Source organism: Streptomyces sp. NPDC058464 (assembly GCF_042721035.1).
Classification (GTDB): Bacteria; Actinomycetota; Actinomycetes; order Streptomycetales; family Streptomycetaceae; genus Streptomyces.
The window spans coordinates 49,151-71,088 of the sequence record NZ_JBHXMA010000034.1 but is presented as its reverse complement, the minus strand read 5'-3'; the positions used below and the strand labels follow the sequence as shown (position 1 = coordinate 71,088).

Sequence of the window (21,938 nt, the reverse complement as noted above, 5' to 3'; positions counted from 1 at the left end):
AGGACGGCCGCGGTGGTCAAGCGCGCAGCCGTGACGAGCAGACGCAAGAAGGGCTCCCTGGGGTACGGGGGGATCGACGGGGCGAACCGCGCCCGGCACCGGTGACGGCTCCCAGGCCACGGCCCTCCGTCTGCATCGGATCGCCCACGGACACCACTTGAGCCACTCGCCGCCGCTTGGCGGATGACACACGCCCCACGCGCCCGCCCCGCCGCACCCACTGCGGAAACGATCACTCCTGCTTGACGTACGGTGCCCCACTCCAGGGCACGGCGGCCCGGTGAAACCACCCGCACGGTTGATACAGGGTTTGGGAACAGGTACTCAGCTGGTGATTCAACGTCCTTACATGAGCGGGGCGCACCCTTCCCGGTGGCCGTTCCGGTCAGGATTCGTTGTGTCAGTTCGTGTTGTCGATGACGCTGCGGGCTGCGAGGCGGAAGTTCTTGACTGCTTGGTAGAGGATTCGCTCTCGCTTCGGCAGCAAGGGCGGTGTCCTCGGCTTTGCGGGTGCTGTCTCCCGCGTGAGCGTTCTCGGTCATCCGCCGCATGATGTGGGAGAGGTCGCTGGAGGCGTGGGTGACTCGTGGGGTGGCTTCCGCGAGGGAAGCCGGTCCTTTCTGTCGCTTCGGTTGCGGTCAGCCCGCAAGCCTTCAAGGACCCGAAGGACTGCCCGAGCACTTCTCGTGCCGCAGGAAGCATGAGGCGTGATCCATCGGTCACCGCTGACCGCCCCTCGCTGCGTCACCTGGTGCCACAGAGCCCCCTGCCCGGTTCGGGTGGGGGATTTCATGTTTACGCCCGACATGTCAGCCCCCGATGCCACAGTGGGCGCAGCACACCCAGCATCCCTTTTCCGAGGAGCCGACCGTGGCCCAGAGCACCACCTTCCGCACGAGCACCAAGCAGGACACCCCCGCCGATCACTTTGTGGAGTTCCTCAGCCGAGTCTCCCGCGTACTCAGGAACTTGGCCGACTCGGCTGACCACGCGGCGAAGATGGTGCGGAAAGCGGACGCGGCACGGCGAAGCTGAACCGGCACACCCCGGCAGGCCGGCAGACGTGCTCTCCGCGCGAGCGGAGCTGAGCCGCCCATTGCCGCGGAGGAACAAGGCCGACCTCCAGCGCGCAACCCCGGCCCCGCCGCCCTGCCCTACGTCGAGTAGCACCGGAAGGGTGTCCGTCAGTCGTGGGAGTCCTCTGGGACTCTTCTGGGACTTCCGGCTTCATCAACCGGCACGAGCATGAAACAACTGAAAGACCATTCGCGCAGGTCAGCGTCCAGATCACTCTCATCGGGGCAGGTCACCGCGCTGGCTGGTCTCTTCCGCGACATCTGACGGCCGAATGCCGCCGCGCCCCGGTCCGACCTGCTGGTTCGCGGGTCGGGGAGGGGCGCGGCGGCATCTCCGGGACTTCTGGGGGACTTCTCCGGGACTTCTCGGGGACTTGGCCGGCGCCGTGGTGATTGCCTGTGCGGAAGTGCCGGGAACTCGGCCTGCCCGGACCGTCGGTGCCCTGGGGGACCGGCGGAGGGACCGGCGGAATGTGCCGATCAGGGCCGGAGGAGCTCGGTCAGCCTCGGTTGGCGCCGCCGTACGGCGTTCAGCGGCGCGTCAGGGCCTGGCGCAGCACGTCGTACACGTGGGTGTTGGCGTGCTTGCCGGTGAAGCGGTCGGACAGCGGGCCGACCGCGGTCACGGGAACGTCCACACCGGTGTGCCCGGACGTGGTCCAGTCGATGTAGAAGCTCTTCTCGCTGCCGCGGATGCTGAACGGACCGTCCTCGGCGGAGATGCCGGTGCCGGACTCGTCGGCGGCGTCCGAGTCCTCGACGGCCAGGCCGCCGGTCTCGTGGTCGCCGGTGACGACCAGCAGGGTGTCGGGGTGGGTGGCGACGTAGGCACGGGCCACGGCCACCGCCTTCTCCAGTTCCTGCATGGACTGCAGGACACGGGTGCCGTTGTTCGCGTGGGCGAACTCGTCCACACCCTCCTCCTCGACCATGAGGAAGAAGCCCTTCTTGTTCTTGTCCAGCGTGCTCAGGGCCTTGCTGGTCATGGTGGAGAGACCGACCACCGGGCTGTACACGTCGCCCTGGCCCTCGGCGCGCTGCTGGAACATCTCCTCGTTGGCGAAGAGGCCGAGGAGCTTGCCGCCCTTGGCGCTGCTGAGCTGCTCCGCGCTGGAGACGTAGGAGTAACCGGCCTTCCTGGCCTTGGCGATGAGGTCGCCCTTGGTGCCCTTGCTCGCCTCGGACGGGTCCTCGGCGGGCTGGTCCTTGAACGCACCGGCGCTGCCCGCGGGCAGCCACCAGTCCTCGCCACCGCCCAGGACGACGTCGGGCTTGCTGACCTCGATGTACTGGCGGGCGATCTCGTCCTGCGCCGAACGGTTGGCGGTGTTCGCGAAGAACGCCGCCGGCGACGCGTCGGTGACCTGCGCGGTGGTGACCAGGCCGGTGGCCTTGCCGGCCGCCTTGGCCTGCTGGCCGAGGGTGGCCAGCGGGTTGCCGTCCACGTCGACGCTGATCGCGCCGTTGTAGGTCTTCTCGCCCGTGGCCCACGCGGTCGCCGCGGCGGCCGAGTCGGTGACGACGGCCTTCGGGTCGTCCGGCTCGGTGGTCAGCTGGCCCGAGACGGGGAGCTTGTCCATCGCGAGCTGGCCGCCCAGGCCGCTCAGGTGCAGGCGGGCGGCCTGGCGCGTGGCGGCGCCCATGCCGTCGCCGTTGATGAAGATGACGTTCTTGGCGGTCGGGGTCTTGGCCGAGGCCTGCGGAGCCGAGGCCGACGCGCCCAGCGTCGGGTTGACCACCATCGTCACGACCGCAGCGGCGACCGCGGCGGCTGCGGGAGCGGCGAACCGCCGGGCCCTACGGACATCCAGGGACACAGAGTCCTCCGTTACTGTTCTTGCCCATTACTTGACCGCGAACATAAGGTCCCTTTGGATGATGCTGACCAAGAACAGATGACCAGTACGCGACGAGATCTTGAGTGGCAGGTAAAGACGCGCGGCCCCGTACTTGTTCGGACAGGTCACGCGAGGGCAGGTTGCGGCGGCAGTCGGTCGGCGTGGTGTCAGCGGCCCCAACCGGTGCAGGCCGAGGAGCCGTCGGGCAGGTCGATGCAGGCCCGTGCCTCGGACGGGCGCCCGAGGCCGATCATCAGGGTGTAGAGGTACCGGCCCGGCACGAGCACCAGCCGCGACTGGTGCCGTCCGTCGGTGGTGTCGACCTCCAGCCGGTCCCCGCTGCGCGGTGCGGTGATCCGGCCCCAGGCCGCCCGGCACGTCGGACTGAAGCGCAGTTCCACGATGCGTCCGGCGATCTCCCGGCGCGCCCGGGTGCCCGCGTCCGTCCAGCAGTCCGTGTCGTGCTGTTCGGCGTCGCGGTCCGTGCAACTCTCCCCCCGGCAGGTGCCGCTGCTGGGTCTCGACGCCGGTTCCCGGTGCCAGCCGCCGTACGTCCATGCCACGGCACCCACGCCGAGGACGGTGGCCAGCACGGTCCCCGCCGCCACGAGCAGGACGGTGCCGCGGCCCGGTCTCCGGCCCCGGGGGGCCGGCCCGTCGGACCGGCCCGGGGGCGGGTCCACGGCCACGGCCTGCGCTCCCGCCTCTCGCGGCGCGTCCGTGGCGGGCGCGACTTCCGCGGGCGCGACTTCCGCGGGGCCGGCGGTCGGCGGGGCGGTGGCGCGTGCGTCGCGGCCGCTCCACGCGCCGTCGGCGAGCTGCCACAGCGCCAGCAGCCGTACGGGATCCGCACCGCTCAGCTTCGCCAGCGTCTCCACCGCGTCCCGGGGCGGGAGCGTCTTGCCGTTGAGGTACCGCTCCCAGGACGACTTGCTGTACGTGGTCCTGGCCGCGAGCGCGGCGAAGCTCAGCCCGGTCTCCTCCCTCGCCTCCCGCAAGCGCTCCACGAGGTGACGGACCTCGGGTGCAGTGGCTGCCCGCGGCTCACGGCCCGGGCCCGGCCGGGGACCCTCAGTCACCCGGCTTCCTGAGCTCGCGCCAGGTCATGGGGCCCACGATGCCGTCGGCGGTGAGTCCGCGAGACCGCTGGAACCCCTGGACCGCGGCCCTGGTGTTGGGCCCGAACGAGCCGTCGATCCCCTGCGGGTCGAAGCCGTGCCGTCTGACCAGGCACTGCACCTCCGCCACCGCCTCGACGGTGATGCCGACGTGGTACTCGTCGGTGAGGGTCGTGCTGTGCCCGGCGTACAGCAGGCCGTCGTGCAGGGTGAAGTAGCACGGGAACGTCTTCGCGGAGTAGGTGGAGGTCGGCACCTTCGTCGTCGCGGTGGCCGCACGAGGCTCCGGCGTCGCCGACGGCGACCCGGGCCAGGCGATGGCCACGGCCACCGCCGCCAGCACGGCGAGGCCTGCCGCCACCACGGCCACACCGGCGACCGTCGCGACCGGCCGTGCCCGACGCGGGGTCCGGCCGTCGTCCGGTCCGCCGTCGTGCGGTCCCCCGCCGTCCGGGCCGGCGTCTTGAGGTCGGTCGTCTTCCGGTCGGCCGTCATCCGGTCGGCCGTCATCCGGTCGGCCGACGGGGACCGTTGACTCGCCGCGCTCCTCAGGCACCGCCTTGGAGAGCGCCGACCGTTCCGGCTCCCGCGGAGCCGGTGCCGGTGCCCCTGCCGGTGCCGTGGGACCCTGCGAGGCGTGGGTGGTGGCCACCTCCCACAGCGCCGCCAGGCCGATCCGGTCCCCGCCGCACACGTCGGCCATGGTCTCGACGGCCTGCCGGGGCGGGGTCACCTTGCCGTTGAGATAGCGCTCCCAGGACGACTTGCTGAACCCCGTCCTGGACTCCAACGCGACCATGCTCAGCCCGCTGTGGTCCTTCAACCGGCGCAGCTCGACCACGAGTCGGCGGATCCGGGGATCCAACGACTCGGGCAGCGCCTTCCATCGCGACATGCCCCAACCCTTCGCGTACGCCGTCGCGCACCCGTCCAGCCCCCGTCCCACGCCCTTCGCGCCTTCACGATATCTGCACATCCCGCCGTCCCACCGTCCCGCACGACATCCCTGCAGCTCGGCACCGGGATCATCCCCGGATGTCCCAACTCGCTTTGATCTATGGCCGGTTGGGCGGAGAGCCGACCACGATGGGCCGCGCACCGACCACGACGGGTTCCGGGGGATTCCATGACAGTCACCACGGCGGCAGGCACATCGGCAGGCCCGACGGCAGGCCCGACGACGCGCAGGCGTGCGTCACTCGCGCTCGCCGCAGCCGTCCTCCTGGGCGGCACGCTCGCCGGCCAGTTCGCCGTCGGGACCGAGGCCACCGCGGCCGTCCCGGCCACGGTCTACGCCTGCAACGTGACCGGCGGATTCGGCCCGCTCACCGCCGGCTACTACTCGGGCAGCACCGCGATTCCGTCCACCTCGCAGGTGACCGCCGCCGGCAAGGAGGCCCAGTGCCTCCTCAAGTACCGGGGATACGACCCGGGGACCGTCGACGGGATCTTCGGCTCCAAGTCCCAGGCCGCGGCGAGGGCTTTCCAGCACGACATCAACGACCTCTGCGAGGCCGCTCTCAAAGAGGACGGCAGCGTCGGCCCCAAGACCTGGCCGTGGCTGCGCTATCCGGGGTGCTGACCACCGCTCACGCACAGATCCGTAGTCCCCGAAGAAAGGAACGAGGCATGCGAGCAGCATTCCGCGCGAGGCTGGCGGCACTGACGATCGGGGTGCTCGCCGTCCCCGCGGGCCTGGTCGTCACCGCCGCGGGTCCGGCGTCGGCGAGCGCCTACTGCGGCCGGACCGGTCCGCTGAACGACGGCACCGAAGTCACGATGACGAAGGGCGTCTCCGCCAACATGCGCAGCGGCTCCAGCACCAGCTGTGCCGTGAAGGGCTGGGCCGACAACCAGGACACGCTCATGTACTACTGCTACACCTCCGGCGACGGCGGCACCTGGACCTGGCTCTGGAACATCGACGACGGCACGGTCGGCTGGGTGAAGGACTCCCTGCTTCCCGGGAACGGCTCCAACTACTCCTGCGGCTTCTGACCGAGGCGCCCCACTGACAAGCTCGCGCGGGGGCGACGGGGGTGTCCCCGCGCGAGCTTTCCCGGCACCGGCCGATCCCCCCCCTGGGCCACCCCTCCCCCGCGACCCCGGCACCCCCGTCGCCACGCCGCCCCCGTCGCCACGCCGTCCCGGCCGAGAAGGCCGTCTCCCGCACTTCGCACCGCCCGCCACCCTCACCGGCGCGGCGGGCATCGGCATGCCCGCCGACCGGCTGCGCGCCCCCTCGGTGGCCGCCGCGCGGGCCCCATCCCCCTTTGTTGGAACGTCATGACAAAGTCATTGACAACCCCTGAGGGCGCGCCCATAGTACGTGTCACTAGAGCGCGCTAATAAAGCGCTCTAGTGCAGACACAACCCGAAAGCCGCAAGCCGCCGTCGGTCGTACCCCTGACCGTCGGCACGGAGCTCCACCCCCGCCCGCGCGAGGCACCCGGTCGGCCACCGGTGCCGCATGCCCCCACCGCCGGCGGTCCACCCGCGCGCTTCACGACTCCCCGATCCGCCACACTCCGGCACCGGGCCACCGGGCCGGCGAAGACATCCCCTCCCCGTCATTACCGCTCGTTCCGCTCCGCAGAGCCGACCCAGACCGCACAGCGAGGTGCTAGGGACATGCACAGAAACCACCGAGCCGCCGCCATGGCCGCCACCGTTCTCGCGGGCGTCCTGCTCGCCGCAGGCTGCTCCAGCAGCTCCGGCGGCAAGAACTCCGAGAACAGCGGCGCCGCCGCGTCCGCCGGCAAGGCGTCCACGCCCCGCATGACGGTGGCCATGATCACGCACGCCCAGCCCGGCGACACCTTCTGGGACCTGATCCGCAAGGGCGCGGCCGCGGCCGCCGCCAAGGACAACATCAAGCTGGTCTACTCCGCCGACCCCAGCGCCGCCAACCAGGCCAACCTGGTGCAGAACGCGATCGACCAGAAGGTCGACGGCATCGCCCTGACCGCGGCCACGCCCGACGCCCTGAAGGCGGTGGTGGCCAAGGCCAAGGCCGCGGACATCCCGGTCGTCGGCTTCAACTCCGGTCTGGACGCCTGGAAGAAGCTCGGCATGCTCGAGTACTTCGGCCAGGACGAGAACATCGCGGGTGAGGCCTTCGGGCAGCGCCTCAACCAGCTGGGCGCCAAGCACGCCCTGTGTGTCGTGCAGGCCCAGGGCCAGGTCGCCCTCGAAGCCCGCTGCGCGGGCCTGGCCAAGGGCTTCAAGGGCAAGACCGACAAGATCTACGTCAACGGCACCGACATGCCCTCGGTCAAGTCCACCATCACGGCCAAGCTCCAGCAGGACTCCTCGATCGACCAGGTCGTCACCCTCGGCGCCCCGATCGCCCTGACCGCCATCCAGTCCGTCAAGGACGCCGGCAGCAAGGCCAAGGTGGCCACCTTCGACCTCAACAAGGACCTGGTGTCCGCCGTCCAGGACGGCTCCGTCGAGTTCGCGGTCGACCAGCAGCCGTACCTCCAGGGCTACCTCGCCGTCGACTCCCTGTGGCTCTACAAGAACAACGGCAACTACAGCGGCGGCGGCACCGCCCCCGTCCTCACCGGCCCCGCGTTCGTCACCAAGGAGAACGCCGGCACCATCGCCAAGTTCGCCGCCAACGGCACCCGCTGACGTTCAGTCGGCGATCACCTGGCGAGCGGGCCGTCTCCTGCGGGGGGCGGCCCGCTCGTGCCGCGTACCACCAGTTTCGGGTCCAGCACCGCCTCGCGCGGCTCCAGTTCGGGCTCCTCCAGCCGCTCCACGGCGAACCGCACCGCGTACTCGGCCATCAGCCGGGCGTCCTGACGGACCGTGGTGAGGCCGACCGGCATGAGGTGGGAGAGATGGCTGTCGTCGAAGCCGACCACGGAGATGTCTGCCGGGACCTCGACACCGCCCCGCGTCATCGCCATCAACACGCCCATCGCGCAACGGTCGTTGCCCGCCAGCACCGCCGTCGGCAGCGGCAGCCCGCGGTCGCGTTCCGTGAGCAGCAGCCGTCCGGTCTCGATGCCGGACTGCTCGGTGTGCGCACCGGGTATCACCCGGGTCTCCGGCTCCAGTCCGTGCCTGCGCATCGCGGCCCGGTAGGAGCGCCGCCGCTCGGCCGAACCGGGACCCCGGCCGCCGTCGATGTGCACGATCCTGCGGTGGCCGAGCTCGACCAGGTAGTCCATGGCCTGCCGGACGCCCTTGCTCTCCGCGCTGTGCACGAAGTCCACCCGGGCCCTCGGCACCCGGCTGCTGACCGACACGGTCACGACTCGCCGGCCGAGTTCCTCCAGGTAGGCGGGGTCCGCGTCCGGGCCGAGCAGGATCAGCGCCTCGCAGCGGTGGGCGAGCAGCGCCTCCACCGCCTTCTCCTCGCTGCGGCCCTCGGCGGCGGCGGAGAGCAGCACGTCGTAGCCGAGCCGTTCGGCCTCCGGGTAGATGCCCTCGATGAGGTCGGTCTGGAAGATCTGGTGGACGGTGAACATCACACCGAGGGTGCGGCTGCGGCCCCGGGCCAGCAGCCGGGCCGCGCTGTCGGGGCGGTAGCCGATCTCGTCGGCGACCCGCAGCACCCGCTCGCGCGTCTCCTGGCTCGCACCGGGCTGGTTGCGGAACACGATCGACACCAGCGCCCGGGAGACACCCGCCCTGTCGGCGACGTCGGCCATCGTCGGCCGCCGCCTGCCCGCTGCATCCACCTGCGCACCCACCCTTCGACGGAGCCCACCCTAGGCCCTGCCGTCGGAAGCTCCCGGAAATCCCCCGGCAACAAGGTATTGACATGACATTCGGACAGGGGTCATCGTACTCGCACTAGAGCGCGCTAGTAGAGCGCGACAAAGGCCCGCCTCCCGCGACCGAGTCCCCCTCTCCCGGAGGACCCCCTCCCCCGAAGGACACTCCATGGCAACGGCGCCATCCGCCCTCCGCACCACCGCAGGCAACCTGTGCCTGGGCTCGGCACCCGACTCCTGGGGCATCTGGTTCCCCGAGGACGAGCACCAGGTCCCGTACACCCGCTTCCTCGACGAGCTGCAGCAGGCCGGCTACGAGTGGTTCGAGCTCGGCCCCTACGGCTACCTCCCCACCGACCCGCAGCGGCTCAAGGACGAACTCGACGCCCGCGGGCTCAAGGTCTCCGGCGGCACCGCGTTCGGCGCGCTGCACCGCCCCGAGGCCTGGGACGAGATGCTCGCCCACGTCCGGCAGGTCGCCACGCTGACCCAGGCCGCGGGCGCCCACCACCTGGTCCTCATCCCGCCCATGTACCGGGACGAGAAGACCGGCGCGTTCACCGAGTCGCCCGAGCTGACCGCCGACCAGTGGGCGGGCTTCGGCAAGTCCGCCGACCGGCTGGGCCGGCTGCTCCTCGACGAGTACGGCGTACGGCTGGTGATCCACCCGCACGCCGACAGCCACATCCAGACCCAGCCGGAGATCGAACGGCTGCTCGACGAGTCCGACGGCCGGTACACGAACCTGTGCCTGGACACCGGGCACGTGGCCTACGGCGGTGGTGACAACGTCGACCTGATCCGCCGCTTCGGCGAGCGCGTCGGCTACGTCCACATCAAACAGATGGACCCGGAGGTCCTCGCCCAGGTCGCGGCCGAGGACCTCGGCTTCGGCGAGGCCGTGAAGCGGGGCGTGTGCGTCTCGCCGCCGGCCGGGGTGCCGAACCCCGCCGACGTGATCGCCGAGCTGGCCGGCCTCGACGCCGAGCTGTTCGTCATCGTCGAGCAGGACCTGTACCCGTGCGCCCCCGAGGTGCCGCTGCCCATCGCCACCAGCACGCGGGCGTACCTGAACGGCTGCGGCCTGTCCGGTACCCGGCGCCCGCACCTCGACCGGTGAGGGGGCGGCCCATGAACGTCAGGGACGACGCGATCCAGGCCATCGCCCCCGAGGCCACCGTCCCCGGCACCGACCGGCCCTCCGCGGCGGTCTCCCGGCGACTGCGGGTCATCACGGTCATCGCCACCTTCGGCGGACTGCTCTTCGGCTACGACACCGGCGTGATCAACGGTGCCCTGCCCTACATGAGCAGGGATCTCGGGCTGAACTCGTTCACCGAGGGCATGGTCACCAGCTCGCTGCTGCTGGGCGCCGCGCTCGGTGCGGTGGCCGGCGGCCGGCTGTCGGACGCGCGCGGCCGCCGCCGTACGATCCTCGCCCTCGCGGTGCTGTTCTTCGTGGGCGCGCTGGGCGCCACCCTCGCGCCGACCACCGCGGTGATGATCGCGGCACGGTTCGTGCTCGGCCTGGCGGTCGGCGGCGCGTCGGTGACCGTGCCGGTGTACCTGGCGGAGATCTCACCCGCGGAGCGGCGCGGCGCGCTGGTCACCCGCAACGAACTGATGATCGTCAGCGGGCAGTTGCTGGCCTTCACCTCCAACGCCGTGATCGCGCACGTCGGCAGCGAGAACGGTGGCGTCTGGCGCTGGATGCTGGTGATCGCCACCGTCCCGGCCGTGGTGCTGTGGTTCGGGATGCTGGTGATGCCGGAGAGCCCGCGCTGGCTGGCGTCCAGGACCCGGTTCGGCGAGGCGCTGGAGGTGCTGCGGCAGGTGCGGTCCGCGCAGCGCGCCGAGGCCGAACTGGCCGAGGTGGCCGCGCTCGCGGTGCGGGAGGAACAGGAGAGGCTCGGCGGCTGGCAGGACATGAAGGCCACGCCGTGGCTGCGCAGGCTGATGTTCGTCGGCTTCGGCATCGCGATCGTGCAGCAGATCACCGGCGTCAACACGATCATGTACTACGGCACCCAGATTCTCTCGGACGCCGGTTTCGCCGCGGACACCGCGCTGACCGCGAACATCGCCAACGGTGTGATCTCGGTCCTCGCCACCTTCGTCGGCATCTGGCTCCTCGGGCGCGTCAACCGCCGTCCGATGCTGATGACCGGTCAGGTCGGCACCACGCTGGCCCTGTTGTTCATCGGCGTCTTCTCCCTGGTGCTGCCCGCCGGGGACGGCCGGGCCTATGCCGTGCTCGCCATGACGGTCACCTTCCTCGCCTTCCAGCAGGGTGCGATCTCCCCGGTGACCTGGCTGATGCTCTCCGAGATCTTCCCGATGCGGATGCGCGGCTTCGGGATGGGCGTCGCGGCCGTGGTGCTGTGGCTGACCAACTTCGTGATCGGCCTGGTCTTCCCGTCGCTGGTCTCCGCCATCGGCATTTCCAACACCTTCTTCCTCTTCGTCGTGGCCGGGATCCTCTCGCTCACCTTCGTGAAGCTCTACGTCCCCGAGACCAGGGGCCGCACCCTCGAAACCCTCGAAGCCGAACTCCGGGCGCGCTTCTCCTGACCCCCCTGCCTGACCCCCTGCCTGACCCCCTGAAGGGACGACCATGACCGTACGTGTAGGAGTCATCGGCGCCGGCTGGATCGGCAACGAGCACATCCAGCGCCTCACCCACACCGTCACCGGAGCCCGCGTCACCGCGGTCACCGACATCGACCCGGCCCGTGCCGCCGAGGCCGCCGAGCCGGTCGGCGCCCGGGTGCTGCCCGACGGGGCGGCCGTGGTCGCGGCCGACGACGTGGACGCCGTACTCGTCACCTCCTGGGGCCCCACCCACGCCGAGCACGTGCTGACCGCGATCGCCGCCGGGAAGCCCGTCTTCTGCGAGAAGCCCCTCGCCACCACCGCCGAGGACTGCCTGCGGATCGTCGAGGCGGAGCAGGCGCACGGGCGGCGGCTGGTGCAGGTCGGCTTCATGCGCCGCTACGACGCCGGCTACCGGCAACTGAAGGAGGTCATCGACTCCGGCCGGATCGGCGCACCGCTGATCGTGCACTGCGCCCACCGCAACCCGACCGTCCCCGAGTCGTACACCTCCGCGATGGCCGCGCTGGACACGGCGGTGCACGAGGTCGACGTACTGCGCTGGCTCCTCGACGACGAGATCGTCTCCGCCCAGGTGGTCCTGCCGCGCTCCACGAGCAAGCGGTCCGAGCACCTGAAGGACCCGCAGATCATGCTCTTCGAGACCGCCAAGGGCGTCCGCGTCGACCTGGAGGTCTTCGTCAACTGCCGGTACGGCTACGACATCCAGTGCGAGGCGGTGGGCGAGGAGGGCCTGGTCCGGCTGCCCGACCCGGCCGCCGTCGGCGTCCGTACCGCCGGTCAGCACAGCACCGCCGTGCTCACCGACTGGGTGGGCCGCTTCCGGGACGCCTTCGACACCGAGTTCCGCGAGTGGATCGCCGACCTGGCGGCGGGCGAGGAGCCCACCGGTCCCTCCGCCTGGGACGGCTACGCCGCCACCGTCATCACCGCCGCGACCGTCGAGGCCCTGGAGTCGGGCACCGTCGTCGCCACCGACCTCAAGCCCCGCCCGGCCTTCTACGGAGGCACCGCATGAAGATCGCCCTCGACCCGTACATGTTCCGTGCCCTGCCGATCGACGACATGGTCCGCACGGTGGCCGAACTCGGCTACGAATACATCGAGTTGTCGCCGCGCGACGACTTCATGCCGTTCTTCCTGCATCCGCGCGCGGACGACGGGCGGATCGCGGAGCTGAAGAACTCGCTGCGCACGCACGGCGTGCAGCTCTCCTCGGTGCTGCCGCTGTACAAGTGGTCGTCGCCGGACGAGGCCGAGCGGCAGGCGGCCGTCCGCTACTGGAAGCGGATGATCGAGATCACGGCCGACCTCGAATGCCCGCTGATGAACAGCGAGTTCAACGGCCGCCCGGAGCGCGCCGCCGAGAGCGAGGCCGCGTTCTGGCGCTCGCTGGAGGAACTGCTCCCGCTCTTCGAGCGCGAGGGCATCGCCCTCAACCTGGAGGCGCACCCGGACGACTTCTGCGAGGAGAACACCCCCGCGGTGGACCTGGTCCGCGCGATCAACAAGCCGTGGGTGAACTACCTCTACTGCGCCCCGCACTCCTTCCACCTCTCCGGTGCCGACCCCACGGCCGACATCGCGGCGATGATGCGCTACGCCGGTGACAAGCTGCGGCACGTGCACATCGCGGACTCCTTCAACCACAAGGGCTCCAGCGGGCTGCGCTACATCCTCAACCCGCCCGGCACCACGGCCCGGATCCACCAGCACCTGGACATCGGCCAGGGCGAGGTGAACTGGGACGCCTTCTTCGGCACCCTGCGCGAGCTGGACTTCGACGGTGTCGCCACCGCCTGCGTCTTCGCCTGGGAGGAACGGGCGCGCGAGTCCTCGGCGTTCATGCTGGACCGCATCAAGAAGGAGCTGGCGGCGTAGGCCCTGCGCTGGAAGTGCCGGGGTATGCCGTCTGTCGACTGCGGCGCCGTCGTGGCTGGTCGCGCCCACGCGGCGGAGCCGCATATGGATCCAGCCCTGCGCCCCTTACGGGGCGCTGCCGAACCGCAGCGGACTTCGCGGGACCCGCTTAGCCGAGGACCACTTCCACCGCCCTCAGCCACCCGTCGACCGGCCCGGCCGTCAGCAACCCGCTGCCCGCGCCGGCGAGTTGGCCGGCGGCCGGGCGGAGCGCCGCCCGGGAGCGGCGCAGGGCGGGATGGTCACCGAGTTCCAGGGCGACGGCGGCCACGACACACCACAGTGCCTCCTGCACGAGGTCGGCAGGAGGCTCGGGCAGCCCGTGCAGCGCGTCGCGGGCTGCCCCTTCGTCGGCGGCGGCGAGGGCGAGCGCGGGCCGGATCCAGGGGAGGTACGGCCCCCAGTCGGCGCCCGGGTCGACGGCGTCCCGGATTCCGCGGGGCCGCTCCGCCAGGCGGAGGCAGAGCAGCGCGAGGGGAAGCAGCCCGTCGCGCACCCCGGGCATCCCGGGCCCGTCGAGAAGCCGGCCGACCTCACGATAGGCGGCCTCGACGGCACCGGCTCCTCCCCCGCCGTGGCCGGTCCCGCCCGTCGCCGCCAGGCGCAGCGCCCGGTATCCCGCCGTGAACACCCTTGCCAGCGGCAGTTCATGACGGTCCGCCAGCCGGTCGACGGCTGCCGCGTGTTCGTCGGCGGTCGTGAAGTCCGCGAGCGCGGCGCGTGCCTGTACCCGGATCAGGTGGCCGAGCACCTCGTAGGTGGCCAGGCCGTGCCGGGCCGCCAGAGCGACCAGTTCGGTGCCTACGGCGTCGCGGCGCGGGGCGAGGCCGGGCCGGGTGCAGGACTGCATGAAGACGCCGTTGAGGGCGAAGGCGAGCAGCGCCGGGTCGTCCAGGCGGCGGGCGAGCCGCTCGGCCTCGGCGGCGGCCTGCGCGGCGCGGCCGGACCTGGTGCCGCGTGACTCCAGGGCGACGGTGGCGAGCAGCCGGCAGCGGACGGCGTCCTGGGCCGGGGTGGCGGGGAGCCGGGCCAGTGCCCGTTCGGCGGCCCGGACGATCCGGCGGGCGCCCGTCTCGTCGTCGGACCGGGTCCAGATCGCGGGAACGTCGTAGGCGCCGATGACCCGGGCGGTGAGTTCCGGGTCGCCGAACTCCTCGGCCGCGGTGATCGCCGCGAGCCGGTGTTCGCGGGCGGCGGCCAGCCCGCCGGAGCCGGTCACCGCGAGGATGCGGAGCAGTCCGACGGTCGATTCGAGACGGGCCCGGGATCCGGCGGCGACGGTACGGTCGTACGCCTCGGCGGCCCGGGACCAGACCCGGGCCGGTGCCGACTCGCGTTCCGCGTCCAGCCCCGGGTCCTGCGCGAGGATGCCGGCCTCCAGCCGGCGCAGCGCCCGGCCCGGGTCGACGCCCAGCTGTCCGGCGAGGGTCGCGCGGGCCCGGCGCAGCACCGCGAGGGCGTCGCCCTGGCGGCCGGTCCGGTAGAGGGCGAGCGCCAGCAGCCGCCAGGCCTCCTCGCGCCACGGGTGCCCGGCGAGGTGGGCGTCCAGATCGGGCACCGCCTCGGCCGCCCGGCCCGCCGCCAGGAGCGCCTCGGCCCGCTGCTCCACGGCCCGCAGCCGCAGTTCGGCGAGCCGGGCCCGCTCGCCCCGGCACCACTCCTCGTCCGCGAACTCGGCGTAGGCGGGCCCCCGCCACAGCTCCAGCGCCTCCCGCAGCAGCTCCGCGGCCGTCCCGGGTTCCTCCTGCCCGGCGGCCGTCACGGCCCGCTCGAACCGCCAGGCGTCGACCGTTTCCGCGCGCAGGGCGTAGCCGGGGCCGTCGGTGACCAGCAGCCGGGCCGGAGTTCGGCGCGGCCGGTCGGGTTCGAGGGCCCGCCGCAGGTCCCCGACGAAGGTGCGGACGGCGCCGACGGCGGTGGGCGGCGGCTCCTCCCAGAGGTCGGCGACCAGCCGGGCGACGGGCACCACGCGTCTGCGGGCGACGAGCAGCCGGGCCAGTACGGCGCGGTGCCGGGGGCCCTTCAGGGCGAGCGGGAGACCGGCCCGCTCGGCCGTCACGGGTCCGAGCACCCCGAAGGCGACCTGGTCGTTCCTCACCCGCCCACCGTACGTTCCGCCGGCCCGCTGCTGATTCGCTGCTGATCGGGGAACGGGAGCCTCGGCGCATGAACATCCCCGGTTTTCAGCAGCACCGTGTCCCGGTCGCGGACGGCGTCGCCCTGCACACGGCCGTCGGCGGCACCGGCAGCCCGGTCGTCCTGCTGCACGGTTTCCCCCAGACCCACCTGATGTGGCGGCACGTGGCCGCCGGCCTCGCGGACGGACACACCGTGATCTGTCCCGACCTGCGCGGCTACGGCGCCAGCGACAAGCCCGCCGACGCGGACGGGACGTCGTACGCGAAGCGGACCATGGCCGCCGACGTGGTGGCGCTCGCCCGGGCCCTCGGCCACGAGCGCTTCGCGCTCGCCGGGCACGACCGGGGCGCGCTGGTCGCCTTCCGGGCCGGGCTCGACCACCCGGACGCGGTCACGCACCTGGCGCTGCTGGACGTGCTGCCCACCCTGGACATGTGGGAGGTACTGCACGGCGCCACGGCCGCCGTCGCCTTCCACCTGTACCTGATGGCCCAGCCGCCGGGCCTGCCGGAGGAGTTGATCGGCGCGGCCCCGGACCTGTTCTTCGGCCACTTCCTCGACCTGTGGACCCGCGACCCCGCGGCGATCCCGGCCGACGTCCGCGCCGCCTATCTCGCGGCCTGCCGGGCGGCGGTGCCCTCCATCGTCGCCGACTACCGGGCCTCGGCCGGTGTCGACGCGGGCCACGACCTGGCCGACCGGGCCGCCGGGAACGTCCTGTCCATGCCGGTCACCGTGCTCCAGCAGGACTGGGGTGCCGCCCTCGGCTACGACGCGGCCGCGGTGTGGCGGGCCTGGGCCCCGGACCTGGAGCACCGGACGGTGACGTGCGGGCACTTCATGGCGGAGGAGGCGCCGGACGAGGTCACCACGACGCTGCGCAAGCTGCTGACCCGCTGATCTACTGACCTGCCGATCTACTGACCCCCTGACCCGCTGATCTGCTGATCTGGCGACCGGGCCCCGGCGGCACGGCACCTGGGCCCGGTTCCCGTGCCCGAGCCCGGGCCCAGGCCCAGGCCCAGGCCCAGGTCAGTCTTCCGTGAGGGTGATGTCCCGCTGGCCGGTGGCGTGGAAGGACGGCAGCGGCAGGCCGCCCGTGGAGCGCAGCTCCATGATCGTGGCCTCCACGCGAGCCGCGCCGGGCTTCAGCTTCTCCGAGGTGACCTTGCCGGTGTTCTCCCAGCGGTGCTCGGCGCCGTCGCAGACGGCCCGGGTGCCGCCGATGCCGTACTTGTAGTTCGGGGAGTCCTGGCTGACCGAGGAGCTGATGAACACCGGTCCGCCTGCACCGGTGCAGGTGTAGGTACCGGAGAGGGTGACGGTGCCGTCGGAGGCGAGACGGCCGGTGCGGTCGACGGTGACGGACTCGCCGGAGGCGGCGGTCGCCGGGGCGACGGCGGCGCACAGCAGGGCGACGGAACCGAGGGCCGCGGCGAGGACGGTGCGTACGGGCATGGTTTCCTTCCCGGATCACGAGGTGGGGGCATGCCCTGGATACCGGGCGGCCGGGCCCCGGAGCGTGATCGTCACCCCTTCGGTGGCGCGTCCCGCCGTGCCCGGGACGCGGGTCGTATCCCGGAGCCGCGGCGACCGTCGTGGGAGCGTCCGGGAGTTGTCCGCGTGTTGTCACAGGTCGCGGCAGGAGGTTCCCCCGCGTTCACGACAGGAGCATGGTCTGGTCATGCCGGTCGGCGACCGCGCCGGAGGCAGACCCGTGGAGGTGCGCCATGTGTTCCCACCAGTCCCCGAGCGCGACGGCCGACCGCGGCCCGGCGCACATCGTCGCCGCCCACCCCGAGCAGGGCTGGACCCTGCTGTGCGACGGGGCGATCGTCTTCGACGACACGGGTGAGCTGCACCCCGACGGCAGCGTGGTCCCGCCGCGCCGCGGCCCGGCCGACCGTTTCGCCGTCGCCATCGCCGCCTGACCCGGCACCGGGCACAGGCACCGGCACCGGCACCGGCACCGGCACCGGCACCGGCACGAGCCCTGGCCGCCGGGCGCCCTGGACGTGCTCCGGAATGCTGACTCACGTTCAGCCATGCACCGAAGGTGACCAGCAGTGATGCCGGGGACCTAAAATGATCAACGTGCCCGAGCAACACGCCCCGAGGTCCCTCATCGTCACGCTCTACGGCGCGTACGGCCGCTTCCTGCCCGGCCCGGTGCCCGTCGCCGAGCTGATCAGGCTGCTGGCCGCCGTGGGCGTGGACGCCCCCTCCGTACGTTCGTCGGTGTCCCGGCTGAAACGGCGCGGGCTGCTGGCCCCGGCCCGTACCGCACAGGGCACCGCCGGGTACGAGCTCTCCGCGGAGGCACGGCAGCTGCTCGACGACGGCGACCGCCGCGTGTACGCCGACGCGCCGCCCGAGGACGAGGGCTGGGTGCTCGCGGTGTTCTCGGTACCCGAGTCGGAGCGGCAGAAGCGGCACGTGCTGCGCTCGCGGCTGGCCGGACTCGGCTTCGGCACCGCCGCGCCGGGCGTCTGGATCGCCCCGGCCCGGCTCTTCGAGGAGACCCGGCACACCCTGCGCCGGCTCGGCCTTGACCCGTACGTGGACTTCTTCCGGGGTGACCACCTCGGCTTCGCACCCACCACCGAGGCGGTCGCCCGCTGGTGGGACCTGACGGCGATCGCCAAGGCGCACGAACAGTTCCTCGACGCCCACGAGCCGGTGCTGCGCTGCTGGGAACACCGGTCGGACACCCCGCCCGAGGACGCCTACCGCGACTATCTCCGCACCCTCGACTCCTGGCGCCACCTGCCGTACACCGACCCCGGACTGCCGACGGGCCTGCTGCCCGCCGACTGGCCCGGCACCCGCTCGGCGGCCGTCTTCCGCGCCCTGCACGACCGGCTGCGGGAGGCCGGGGGCACCTTCGTCGGACTGGAACCGTCCCTGTGACCGGCTCTCCGACCGGCTCTCCGACCGACTCCGTGAACGGCCCTGTGAACGGGCCGACGGCCCTTTGTGAAATGTTCATTGCAGGACCCTGTGACCTCTTGCCTACCAGGAGTCACTCAGTTAAACCTCAGGTTCCTTAACCGTTCCTCTCAGACTTCTTACCTACTCTTCGACGGGTCGTACGCGAGTTTGACGAGTAGGTAAGGAAGAGGTCTGTTGCGCATGACCACCACGCCAAGGGCTCAGGGAGCCACGGTCTGGCTGACGGGGCTGCCGAGCGCGGGGAAGACGACGATCGCCCGCCTCCTCGGCGACCGGCTCAAGGCCGAGGGACATCGCGTGGAGGTCCTCGACGGCGACGAGATACGCCGCTTCCTCTCGGCCGGCCTCGGCTTCTCCCGGGAGGACCGCAACACCAACGTGCAGCGCATCGGCCTGGTCTCCGAGGTCCTCGCGCGCAACGGCGTGCTCTCCGTCGTCCCGGTCATCGCGCCCTACGCCGACAGCCGCGAGGCGGTACGCGGCCGGCACGAGAAGAGCGGGACGCCGTACCTGGAGGTGCATGTGGCGACCCCGGTCGAGGTGTGCAGCGAGCGGGACGTGAAGGGCCTGTACGCCCGGCAGGCCGCCGGTGAGCTGACCGGGCTGACCGGCGTCGACGACCCGTACGAGCCGCCCGTCGACCCGGCGCTGGTGCTGCACACCCAGAAGCAGACCCCGCAGGAGTCGGCGGACGCGGTGCACGCGCTGCTGGTGGAGCGGGGGCTGGCATGAGCACCTTCACGCTGTCCCACCTGGACGCGCTGGAGTCCGAGGCGGTCCACATCTTCCGCGAGGTGGCGGGCGAGTTCGAGCGGCCGGTGATCCTGTTCTCCGGCGGCAAGGACTCCATCGTCATGCTGCACCTGGCCCTGAAGGCCTTCGCCCCGGCGGCGATCCCGTTCTCGCTGCTGCACGTGGACACCGGACACAACTTCCCCGAGGTGCTCGCCTACCGCGACCGTACGGTCGAGAGGTACGGGCTGCGGCTGCACGTGGCCTCCGTGCAGGACTACATCGACCGGGGCGTGCTGCGCGAGCGGCCCGACGGCACCCGCAACCCGCTGCAGACCGTGCCGCTGACCGAGAAGATCCAGAGCGAGCGCTTCGACGCGGTCTTCGGTGGCGGCCGCCGCGACGAGGAGAAGGCCCGCGCCAAGGAGCGGGTGTTCTCGCTGCGCGACGAGTTCTCGCAGTGGGACCCGCGCCGCCAGCGCCCCGAGCTGTGGAACCTCTACAACGGCCGGCACGCCCCCGGCGAGCACGTCCGCGTGTTCCCGCTCTCCAACTGGACCGAGCTGGACGTCTGGCAGTACATCGCCCGCGAGGAGATCGAACTGCCGCAGATCTACTACGCCCACCACCGCGAGGTCTTCCAGCGCGGCGGCATGTGGCTGACCGCCGGCGAGTGGGGCGGGCCGCGCGAGAACGAGACCGTCGAGAAGCGCCAGGTGCGCTACCGCACCGTCGGCGACATGTCCTGCACCGGCGCGGTGGACTCCGACGCCGACAGCATCGAGAAGGTGATCGCGGAGATCGCCGCCTCCCGGCTCACCGAGCGCGGCGCCACCCGGGCCGACGACAAGCTCTCCGAGGCCGCGATGGAAGACCGCAAGCGCGAGGGGTACTTCTAAGCATGAGCACGACCATCGACACCCTGCGGTTCGCGACCGCCGGCTCCGTCGACGACGGCAAGTCCACCCTCGTCGGACGCCTGCTGCACGACTCCAAGTCGGTCCTCACCGACCAGCTGGAAGCCGTCGAGCGCGCCTCCGCCAGCCGCGGCCAGGACGCCCCCGACCTCGCCCTCCTCACCGACGGGCTGCGCGCGGAGCGCGAGCAGGGCATCACCATCGACGTGGCCTACCGCTACTTCGCGACCCCGAAGCGCCGGTTCATCCTCGCCGACACCCCGGGCCACGTGCAGTACACCCGCAACATGGTCACCGGCGCCTCCACCGCCGAGCTGGCGATCATCCTCGTCGACGCCCGCAACGGGGTCGTCGAGCAGACCCGCCGGCACGCGGCCGTGGCCGCCCTGCTGCGTGTCCCGCACGTCGTCCTCGCCGTCAACAAGATGGACCTGGTCGGCTACGAGCGGGCCGGGTTCGAGCGGATCGTCGCCGACTTCACCGCGCAGACCGCCGAGCTGGGGCTCCCCGAGGTCACCGCGATCCCGGTCTCGGCGCTGGCGGGCGACAACGTCGTCGACCGGTCCGCGCACATGGACTGGTACGGCGGCCCGGCGCTCCTGGAGTTCCTGGAGAACGTCCCGGTGGCCGCGGACCCGGCCGACGCCCCGGCCCGCTTCCCGGTCCAGTACGTCATCCGGCACGGTGACGTCCGCCACTACGCGGGCCAGCTGGTCTCCGGCTCGCTGCGGGTCGGCGACCGGGTCACCGTGCACCCGTCCGGCGAGACCTCCGAGATCGCGGCGATCGACGTGCTCGGCACCGAGGTCGCGGCGGCCCACGCCCCGCAGTCCATCGGGGTGCGGCTGGCCGACCAGCGGGACGTCTCGCGCGGCGACATGATCACCGCCGGGCCGGAGGCGCCCGCGCTCACCCAGGACGTCACGGCCGCCGTCTGCCATCTGGCCGACCGGCCGCTCAGGGTCGGCGACCGGGTGCTGCTCAAGCACACCACCCGGACCGTCAAGGCGATCGTCCGCGACCTGGCGGGCGTCACCGAGCTGACCGCCAACGACCTGGGCCGGATCACCCTGCGCAGCGCCGAGCCGCTGCCGCTGGACGCCTACGCGGTCTCCCGCCGTACCGGCGCGTTCATCCTGATCGACCCGGCGGACGGCTCGACGCTGACTGCGGGAATGGTCGAGCTCGGCTGATCCACGCACGCGCCCGAAGGAGCCCCCGGCAGCTGCCGGGGGCTCCTTCGTGTTCCCGACGGGCGGTCACAAGGTCACGGCGCGTCAATAAGGCGGTAACAGTGCGGGCGCGCGTGCGAGACGGCCCGCCGGCCGGGGTAAGCAGCCCGTTACCGGGACGAAGGTCCGGTCCGGGGCCCGCCGACGGCTTCCGGAACGGGACCCGTACCATTCCTACAGTTGAAAGCAGGACAAGCAGTGATCGCCTGCGCCATGAACGGAATTGCCGTGCACGAACCACCCTCCTCCGCCGCCTCCTGGCGTATCGCGCTGCCGCACACCGTCGCGGCCGTGCCGGTCGCCCGTGCCCTGGTGCGCTCGGCGATGGAGGAGACGGGCCACGCGGCGGACACCGACACCGCCGAACTGCTCACGGCGGAACTGGTCGCCAACGCGGTGGAGCACGCCTCCGGCCAGGGGCCGATAGAGCTGGTCGTCGAACTGCTGCCGGGGGGCTGCAAGGTCGAGGTGCACGACCCGGACCCGGCGCCGCCCGGCCATCTCACCCGTCCGGTGATCGAGGAACCCGACCCCCTGCAGGAGGGCGGGCGCGGCCTGCTGCTGATCCGCGCCCTGAGCTCGTCCTGCGGGCACCGCCCCACGGAGTCCGGCAAGGCGGTGTGGTTCAGGCTTCCTGCAGTACCGCGTCAGTGGCGTCGGGCCTAGTCACG

The 21,938-nt window shown here is 71.9% G+C and carries 21 protein-coding genes; 15 read left to right on the top strand and 6 right to left on the bottom strand.

What is annotated here, in order from left to right; all coding sequences use genetic code 11:
- Positions 1-870 precede the first annotated feature (870 nt).
- Positions 871-1,035 carry a hypothetical protein gene (locus tag ACFWPQ_RS36600; protein WP_384044664.1) on the top strand — a complete coding sequence of 55 codons (165 nt, stop codon included), beginning with the start codon at positions 871-873 and terminating at the stop codon, positions 1,033-1,035.
- A 571-nt stretch (positions 1,036-1,606) separates the two neighbouring features.
- Here the strand turns inward: ACFWPQ_RS36600 and ACFWPQ_RS36595 are convergent.
- The 3 genes from ACFWPQ_RS36595 to ACFWPQ_RS36585 form a co-directional block, all read right to left on the bottom strand.
- The gene (locus tag ACFWPQ_RS36595; protein ID WP_384044759.1) at positions 1,607-2,818 is read right to left on the bottom strand and encodes an alkaline phosphatase; all 1,212 of its coding nucleotides are present in this window, start codon (positions 2,816-2,818) and stop codon (positions 1,607-1,609) included.
- Between the two features lie 263 nt (positions 2,819-3,081).
- The gene (locus ACFWPQ_RS36590) at positions 3,082-3,921 is read right to left on the bottom strand and encodes a helix-turn-helix domain-containing protein (RefSeq protein WP_384044661.1); all 840 of its coding nucleotides are present in this window, start codon (positions 3,919-3,921) and stop codon (positions 3,082-3,084) included.
- Positions 3,922-3,985: 64 nt separating this feature from the next.
- Positions 3,986-4,927, bottom strand: a complete 942-nt coding sequence (locus tag ACFWPQ_RS36585; protein WP_384044658.1) for a peptidoglycan-binding protein — start codon at positions 4,925-4,927, stop codon at positions 3,986-3,988.
- Positions 4,928-5,158: 231 nt separating this feature from the next.
- Between ACFWPQ_RS36585 and ACFWPQ_RS36580 the strand changes: the two genes are divergently transcribed.
- The 3 genes from ACFWPQ_RS36580 to ACFWPQ_RS36570 all read left to right on the top strand — a co-directional run bounded on the left by ACFWPQ_RS36580 (position 5,159) and on the right by ACFWPQ_RS36570 (position 7,668).
- A complete protein-coding gene (locus ACFWPQ_RS36580; protein ID WP_384044655.1) occupies positions 5,159-5,614 on the top strand; it encodes a peptidoglycan-binding protein in 456 nt (151 codons plus the stop codon).
- Positions 5,615-5,661: 47 nt separating this feature from the next.
- Entirely contained in the window at positions 5,662-6,030 is a 369-nt protein-coding gene (locus ACFWPQ_RS36575; protein ID WP_384044653.1) for an SH3 domain-containing protein, read from the top strand.
- Between the two features lie 633 nt (positions 6,031-6,663).
- A complete protein-coding gene (locus tag ACFWPQ_RS36570) occupies positions 6,664-7,668 on the top strand; it encodes a substrate-binding domain-containing protein (RefSeq protein ID WP_384044651.1) in 1,005 nt (334 codons plus the stop codon).
- 14 nt (positions 7,669-7,682) lie between these two features.
- Here ACFWPQ_RS36570 and ACFWPQ_RS36565 read toward each other — a convergent pair whose 3' ends face one another.
- Positions 7,683-8,696: a LacI family DNA-binding transcriptional regulator gene (locus ACFWPQ_RS36565; protein WP_384044648.1), complete on the bottom strand. Its 1,014-nt coding sequence runs from the start codon at positions 8,694-8,696 to the stop codon at positions 7,683-7,685.
- Between the two features lie 235 nt (positions 8,697-8,931).
- Here ACFWPQ_RS36565 and ACFWPQ_RS36560 point away from each other — a divergent pair, with 235 nt between their 5' ends.
- Genes ACFWPQ_RS36560 through ACFWPQ_RS36545 form a run of 4 tightly spaced genes read left to right on the top strand, consistent with a single transcriptional unit; the run spans position 8,932 to position 13,256 of the window.
- A complete protein-coding gene (locus ACFWPQ_RS36560; RefSeq protein ID WP_384044645.1) occupies positions 8,932-9,882 on the top strand; it encodes a TIM barrel protein in 951 nt (316 codons plus the stop codon).
- A gap of 11 nt (positions 9,883-9,893) precedes the next feature.
- Complete coding sequence (locus ACFWPQ_RS36555; protein WP_384044643.1) at positions 9,894-11,333, top strand: sugar porter family MFS transporter; 1,440 nt, start codon at positions 9,894-9,896, stop codon at positions 11,331-11,333.
- Positions 11,334-11,376: 43 nt separating this feature from the next.
- Positions 11,377-12,393, top strand: coding sequence for a Gfo/Idh/MocA family oxidoreductase (locus ACFWPQ_RS36550; protein ID WP_384044640.1), 1,017 nt, complete (start codon positions 11,377-11,379; stop codon positions 12,391-12,393).
- On the top strand, positions 12,390-13,256 hold the full coding sequence (locus ACFWPQ_RS36545) for a sugar phosphate isomerase/epimerase family protein (RefSeq protein ID WP_384044637.1): 867 nt from the start codon (positions 12,390-12,392) through the stop codon (positions 13,254-13,256). The genes ACFWPQ_RS36550 and ACFWPQ_RS36545 overlap by 4 nt, the downstream gene beginning before the upstream one ends.
- A 148-nt stretch (positions 13,257-13,404) precedes the next feature.
- On the opposite strand, the gene ACFWPQ_RS36540 is transcribed toward ACFWPQ_RS36545, so the two are convergent.
- A complete protein-coding gene (locus ACFWPQ_RS36540) occupies positions 13,405-15,393 on the bottom strand; it encodes a BTAD domain-containing putative transcriptional regulator (protein WP_384044634.1) in 1,989 nt (662 codons plus the stop codon).
- Positions 15,394-15,461: 68 nt separating this feature from the next.
- On the opposite strand from ACFWPQ_RS36540, the gene ACFWPQ_RS36535 reads away from it, so the two are divergent.
- Positions 15,462-16,334, top strand: a complete 873-nt coding sequence (locus ACFWPQ_RS36535; RefSeq protein ID WP_384044631.1) for an alpha/beta fold hydrolase — start codon at positions 15,462-15,464, stop codon at positions 16,332-16,334.
- Between the two features lie 132 nt (positions 16,335-16,466).
- Here ACFWPQ_RS36535 and ACFWPQ_RS36530 read toward each other — a convergent pair whose 3' ends face one another.
- Entirely contained in the window at positions 16,467-16,892 is a 426-nt protein-coding gene (locus ACFWPQ_RS36530) for a DUF6299 family protein (RefSeq protein ID WP_384044629.1), read from the bottom strand.
- 272 nt (positions 16,893-17,164) lie between these two features.
- Between ACFWPQ_RS36530 and ACFWPQ_RS36525 the strand changes: the two genes are divergently transcribed.
- The 6 genes from ACFWPQ_RS36525 to ACFWPQ_RS36500 all read left to right on the top strand — a co-directional run bounded on the left by ACFWPQ_RS36525 (position 17,165) and on the right by ACFWPQ_RS36500 (position 21,933).
- Positions 17,165-17,365, top strand: coding sequence for a DUF5999 family protein (locus tag ACFWPQ_RS36525; protein ID WP_384044626.1), 201 nt, complete (start codon positions 17,165-17,167; stop codon positions 17,363-17,365).
- Positions 17,366-17,519: 154 nt separating this feature from the next.
- Entirely contained in the window at positions 17,520-18,344 is an 825-nt protein-coding gene (locus ACFWPQ_RS36520) for a PaaX family transcriptional regulator C-terminal domain-containing protein (RefSeq protein WP_384044623.1), read from the top strand.
- 222 nt (positions 18,345-18,566) lie between these two features.
- Positions 18,567-19,118, top strand: coding sequence for an adenylyl-sulfate kinase (gene cysC / locus ACFWPQ_RS36515; protein WP_384044620.1), 552 nt, complete (start codon positions 18,567-18,569; stop codon positions 19,116-19,118).
- Positions 19,115-20,017 (top strand): sulfate adenylyltransferase subunit CysD, encoded by a 903-nt coding sequence (gene cysD / locus ACFWPQ_RS36510; protein WP_384044617.1) that lies wholly within the window; start codon positions 19,115-19,117, stop codon positions 20,015-20,017. The genes cysC and cysD overlap by 4 nt, the downstream gene beginning before the upstream one ends.
- A gap of 2 nt (positions 20,018-20,019) precedes the next feature.
- Positions 20,020-21,228 (top strand): sulfate adenylyltransferase subunit 1, encoded by a 1,209-nt coding sequence (locus tag ACFWPQ_RS36505; RefSeq protein WP_384044614.1) that lies wholly within the window; start codon positions 20,020-20,022, stop codon positions 21,226-21,228.
- A gap of 252 nt (positions 21,229-21,480) precedes the next feature.
- Positions 21,481-21,933: an ATP-binding protein gene (locus ACFWPQ_RS36500; protein WP_384044611.1), complete on the top strand. Its 453-nt coding sequence runs from the start codon at positions 21,481-21,483 to the stop codon at positions 21,931-21,933.
- Positions 21,934-21,938: the final 5 nt, after the last annotated feature.

Bases quoted from the DNA above. Each gene is read 5' to 3' on its own strand.
- ACFWPQ_RS36520 (WP_384044623.1), top strand. From the start codon at position 17,520: ATGATCAACGTGCCCGAGCAACACGCCCCGAGGTCCCTCATCGTCACG.
- cysD (WP_384044617.1), top strand. From the start codon at position 19,115: ATGAGCACCTTCACGCTGTCCCACCTGGACGCGCTGGAGTCCGAGGCG.
- ACFWPQ_RS36535 (WP_384044631.1), top strand. From the start codon at position 15,462: ATGAACATCCCCGGTTTTCAGCAGCACCGTGTCCCGGTCGCGGACGGC.
- ACFWPQ_RS36545 (WP_384044637.1), top strand. From the start codon at position 12,390: ATGAAGATCGCCCTCGACCCGTACATGTTCCGTGCCCTGCCGATCGAC.
- ACFWPQ_RS36570 (WP_384044651.1), top strand. From the start codon at position 6,664: ATGCACAGAAACCACCGAGCCGCCGCCATGGCCGCCACCGTTCTCGCG.
- ACFWPQ_RS36525 (WP_384044626.1), top strand. From the start codon at position 17,165: ATGTGTTCCCACCAGTCCCCGAGCGCGACGGCCGACCGCGGCCCGGCG.
- ACFWPQ_RS36595 (WP_384044759.1), bottom strand. From the start codon at position 2,818: ATGGTGGTCAACCCGACGCTGGGCGCGTCGGCCTCGGCTCCGCAGGCC.
- ACFWPQ_RS36560 (WP_384044645.1), top strand. From the start codon at position 8,932: ATGGCAACGGCGCCATCCGCCCTCCGCACCACCGCAGGCAACCTGTGC.
- ACFWPQ_RS36580 (WP_384044655.1), top strand. From the start codon at position 5,159: ATGACAGTCACCACGGCGGCAGGCACATCGGCAGGCCCGACGGCAGGC.
- ACFWPQ_RS36500 (WP_384044611.1), top strand. From the start codon at position 21,481: ATGAACGGAATTGCCGTGCACGAACCACCCTCCTCCGCCGCCTCCTGG.
- ACFWPQ_RS36565 (WP_384044648.1), bottom strand. From the start codon at position 8,696: ATGGCCGACGTCGCCGACAGGGCGGGTGTCTCCCGGGCGCTGGTGTCG.
- ACFWPQ_RS36575 (WP_384044653.1), top strand. From the start codon at position 5,662: ATGCGAGCAGCATTCCGCGCGAGGCTGGCGGCACTGACGATCGGGGTG.
- ACFWPQ_RS36550 (WP_384044640.1), top strand. From the start codon at position 11,377: ATGACCGTACGTGTAGGAGTCATCGGCGCCGGCTGGATCGGCAACGAG.
- ACFWPQ_RS36505 (WP_384044614.1), top strand. From the start codon at position 20,020: ATGAGCACGACCATCGACACCCTGCGGTTCGCGACCGCCGGCTCCGTC.
- ACFWPQ_RS36585 (WP_384044658.1), bottom strand. From the start codon at position 4,927: ATGTCGCGATGGAAGGCGCTGCCCGAGTCGTTGGATCCCCGGATCCGC.
- cysC (WP_384044620.1), top strand. From the start codon at position 18,567: ATGACCACCACGCCAAGGGCTCAGGGAGCCACGGTCTGGCTGACGGGG.
- ACFWPQ_RS36530 (WP_384044629.1), bottom strand. From the start codon at position 16,892: ATGCCCGTACGCACCGTCCTCGCCGCGGCCCTCGGTTCCGTCGCCCTG.
- ACFWPQ_RS36555 (WP_384044643.1), top strand. From the start codon at position 9,894: ATGAACGTCAGGGACGACGCGATCCAGGCCATCGCCCCCGAGGCCACC.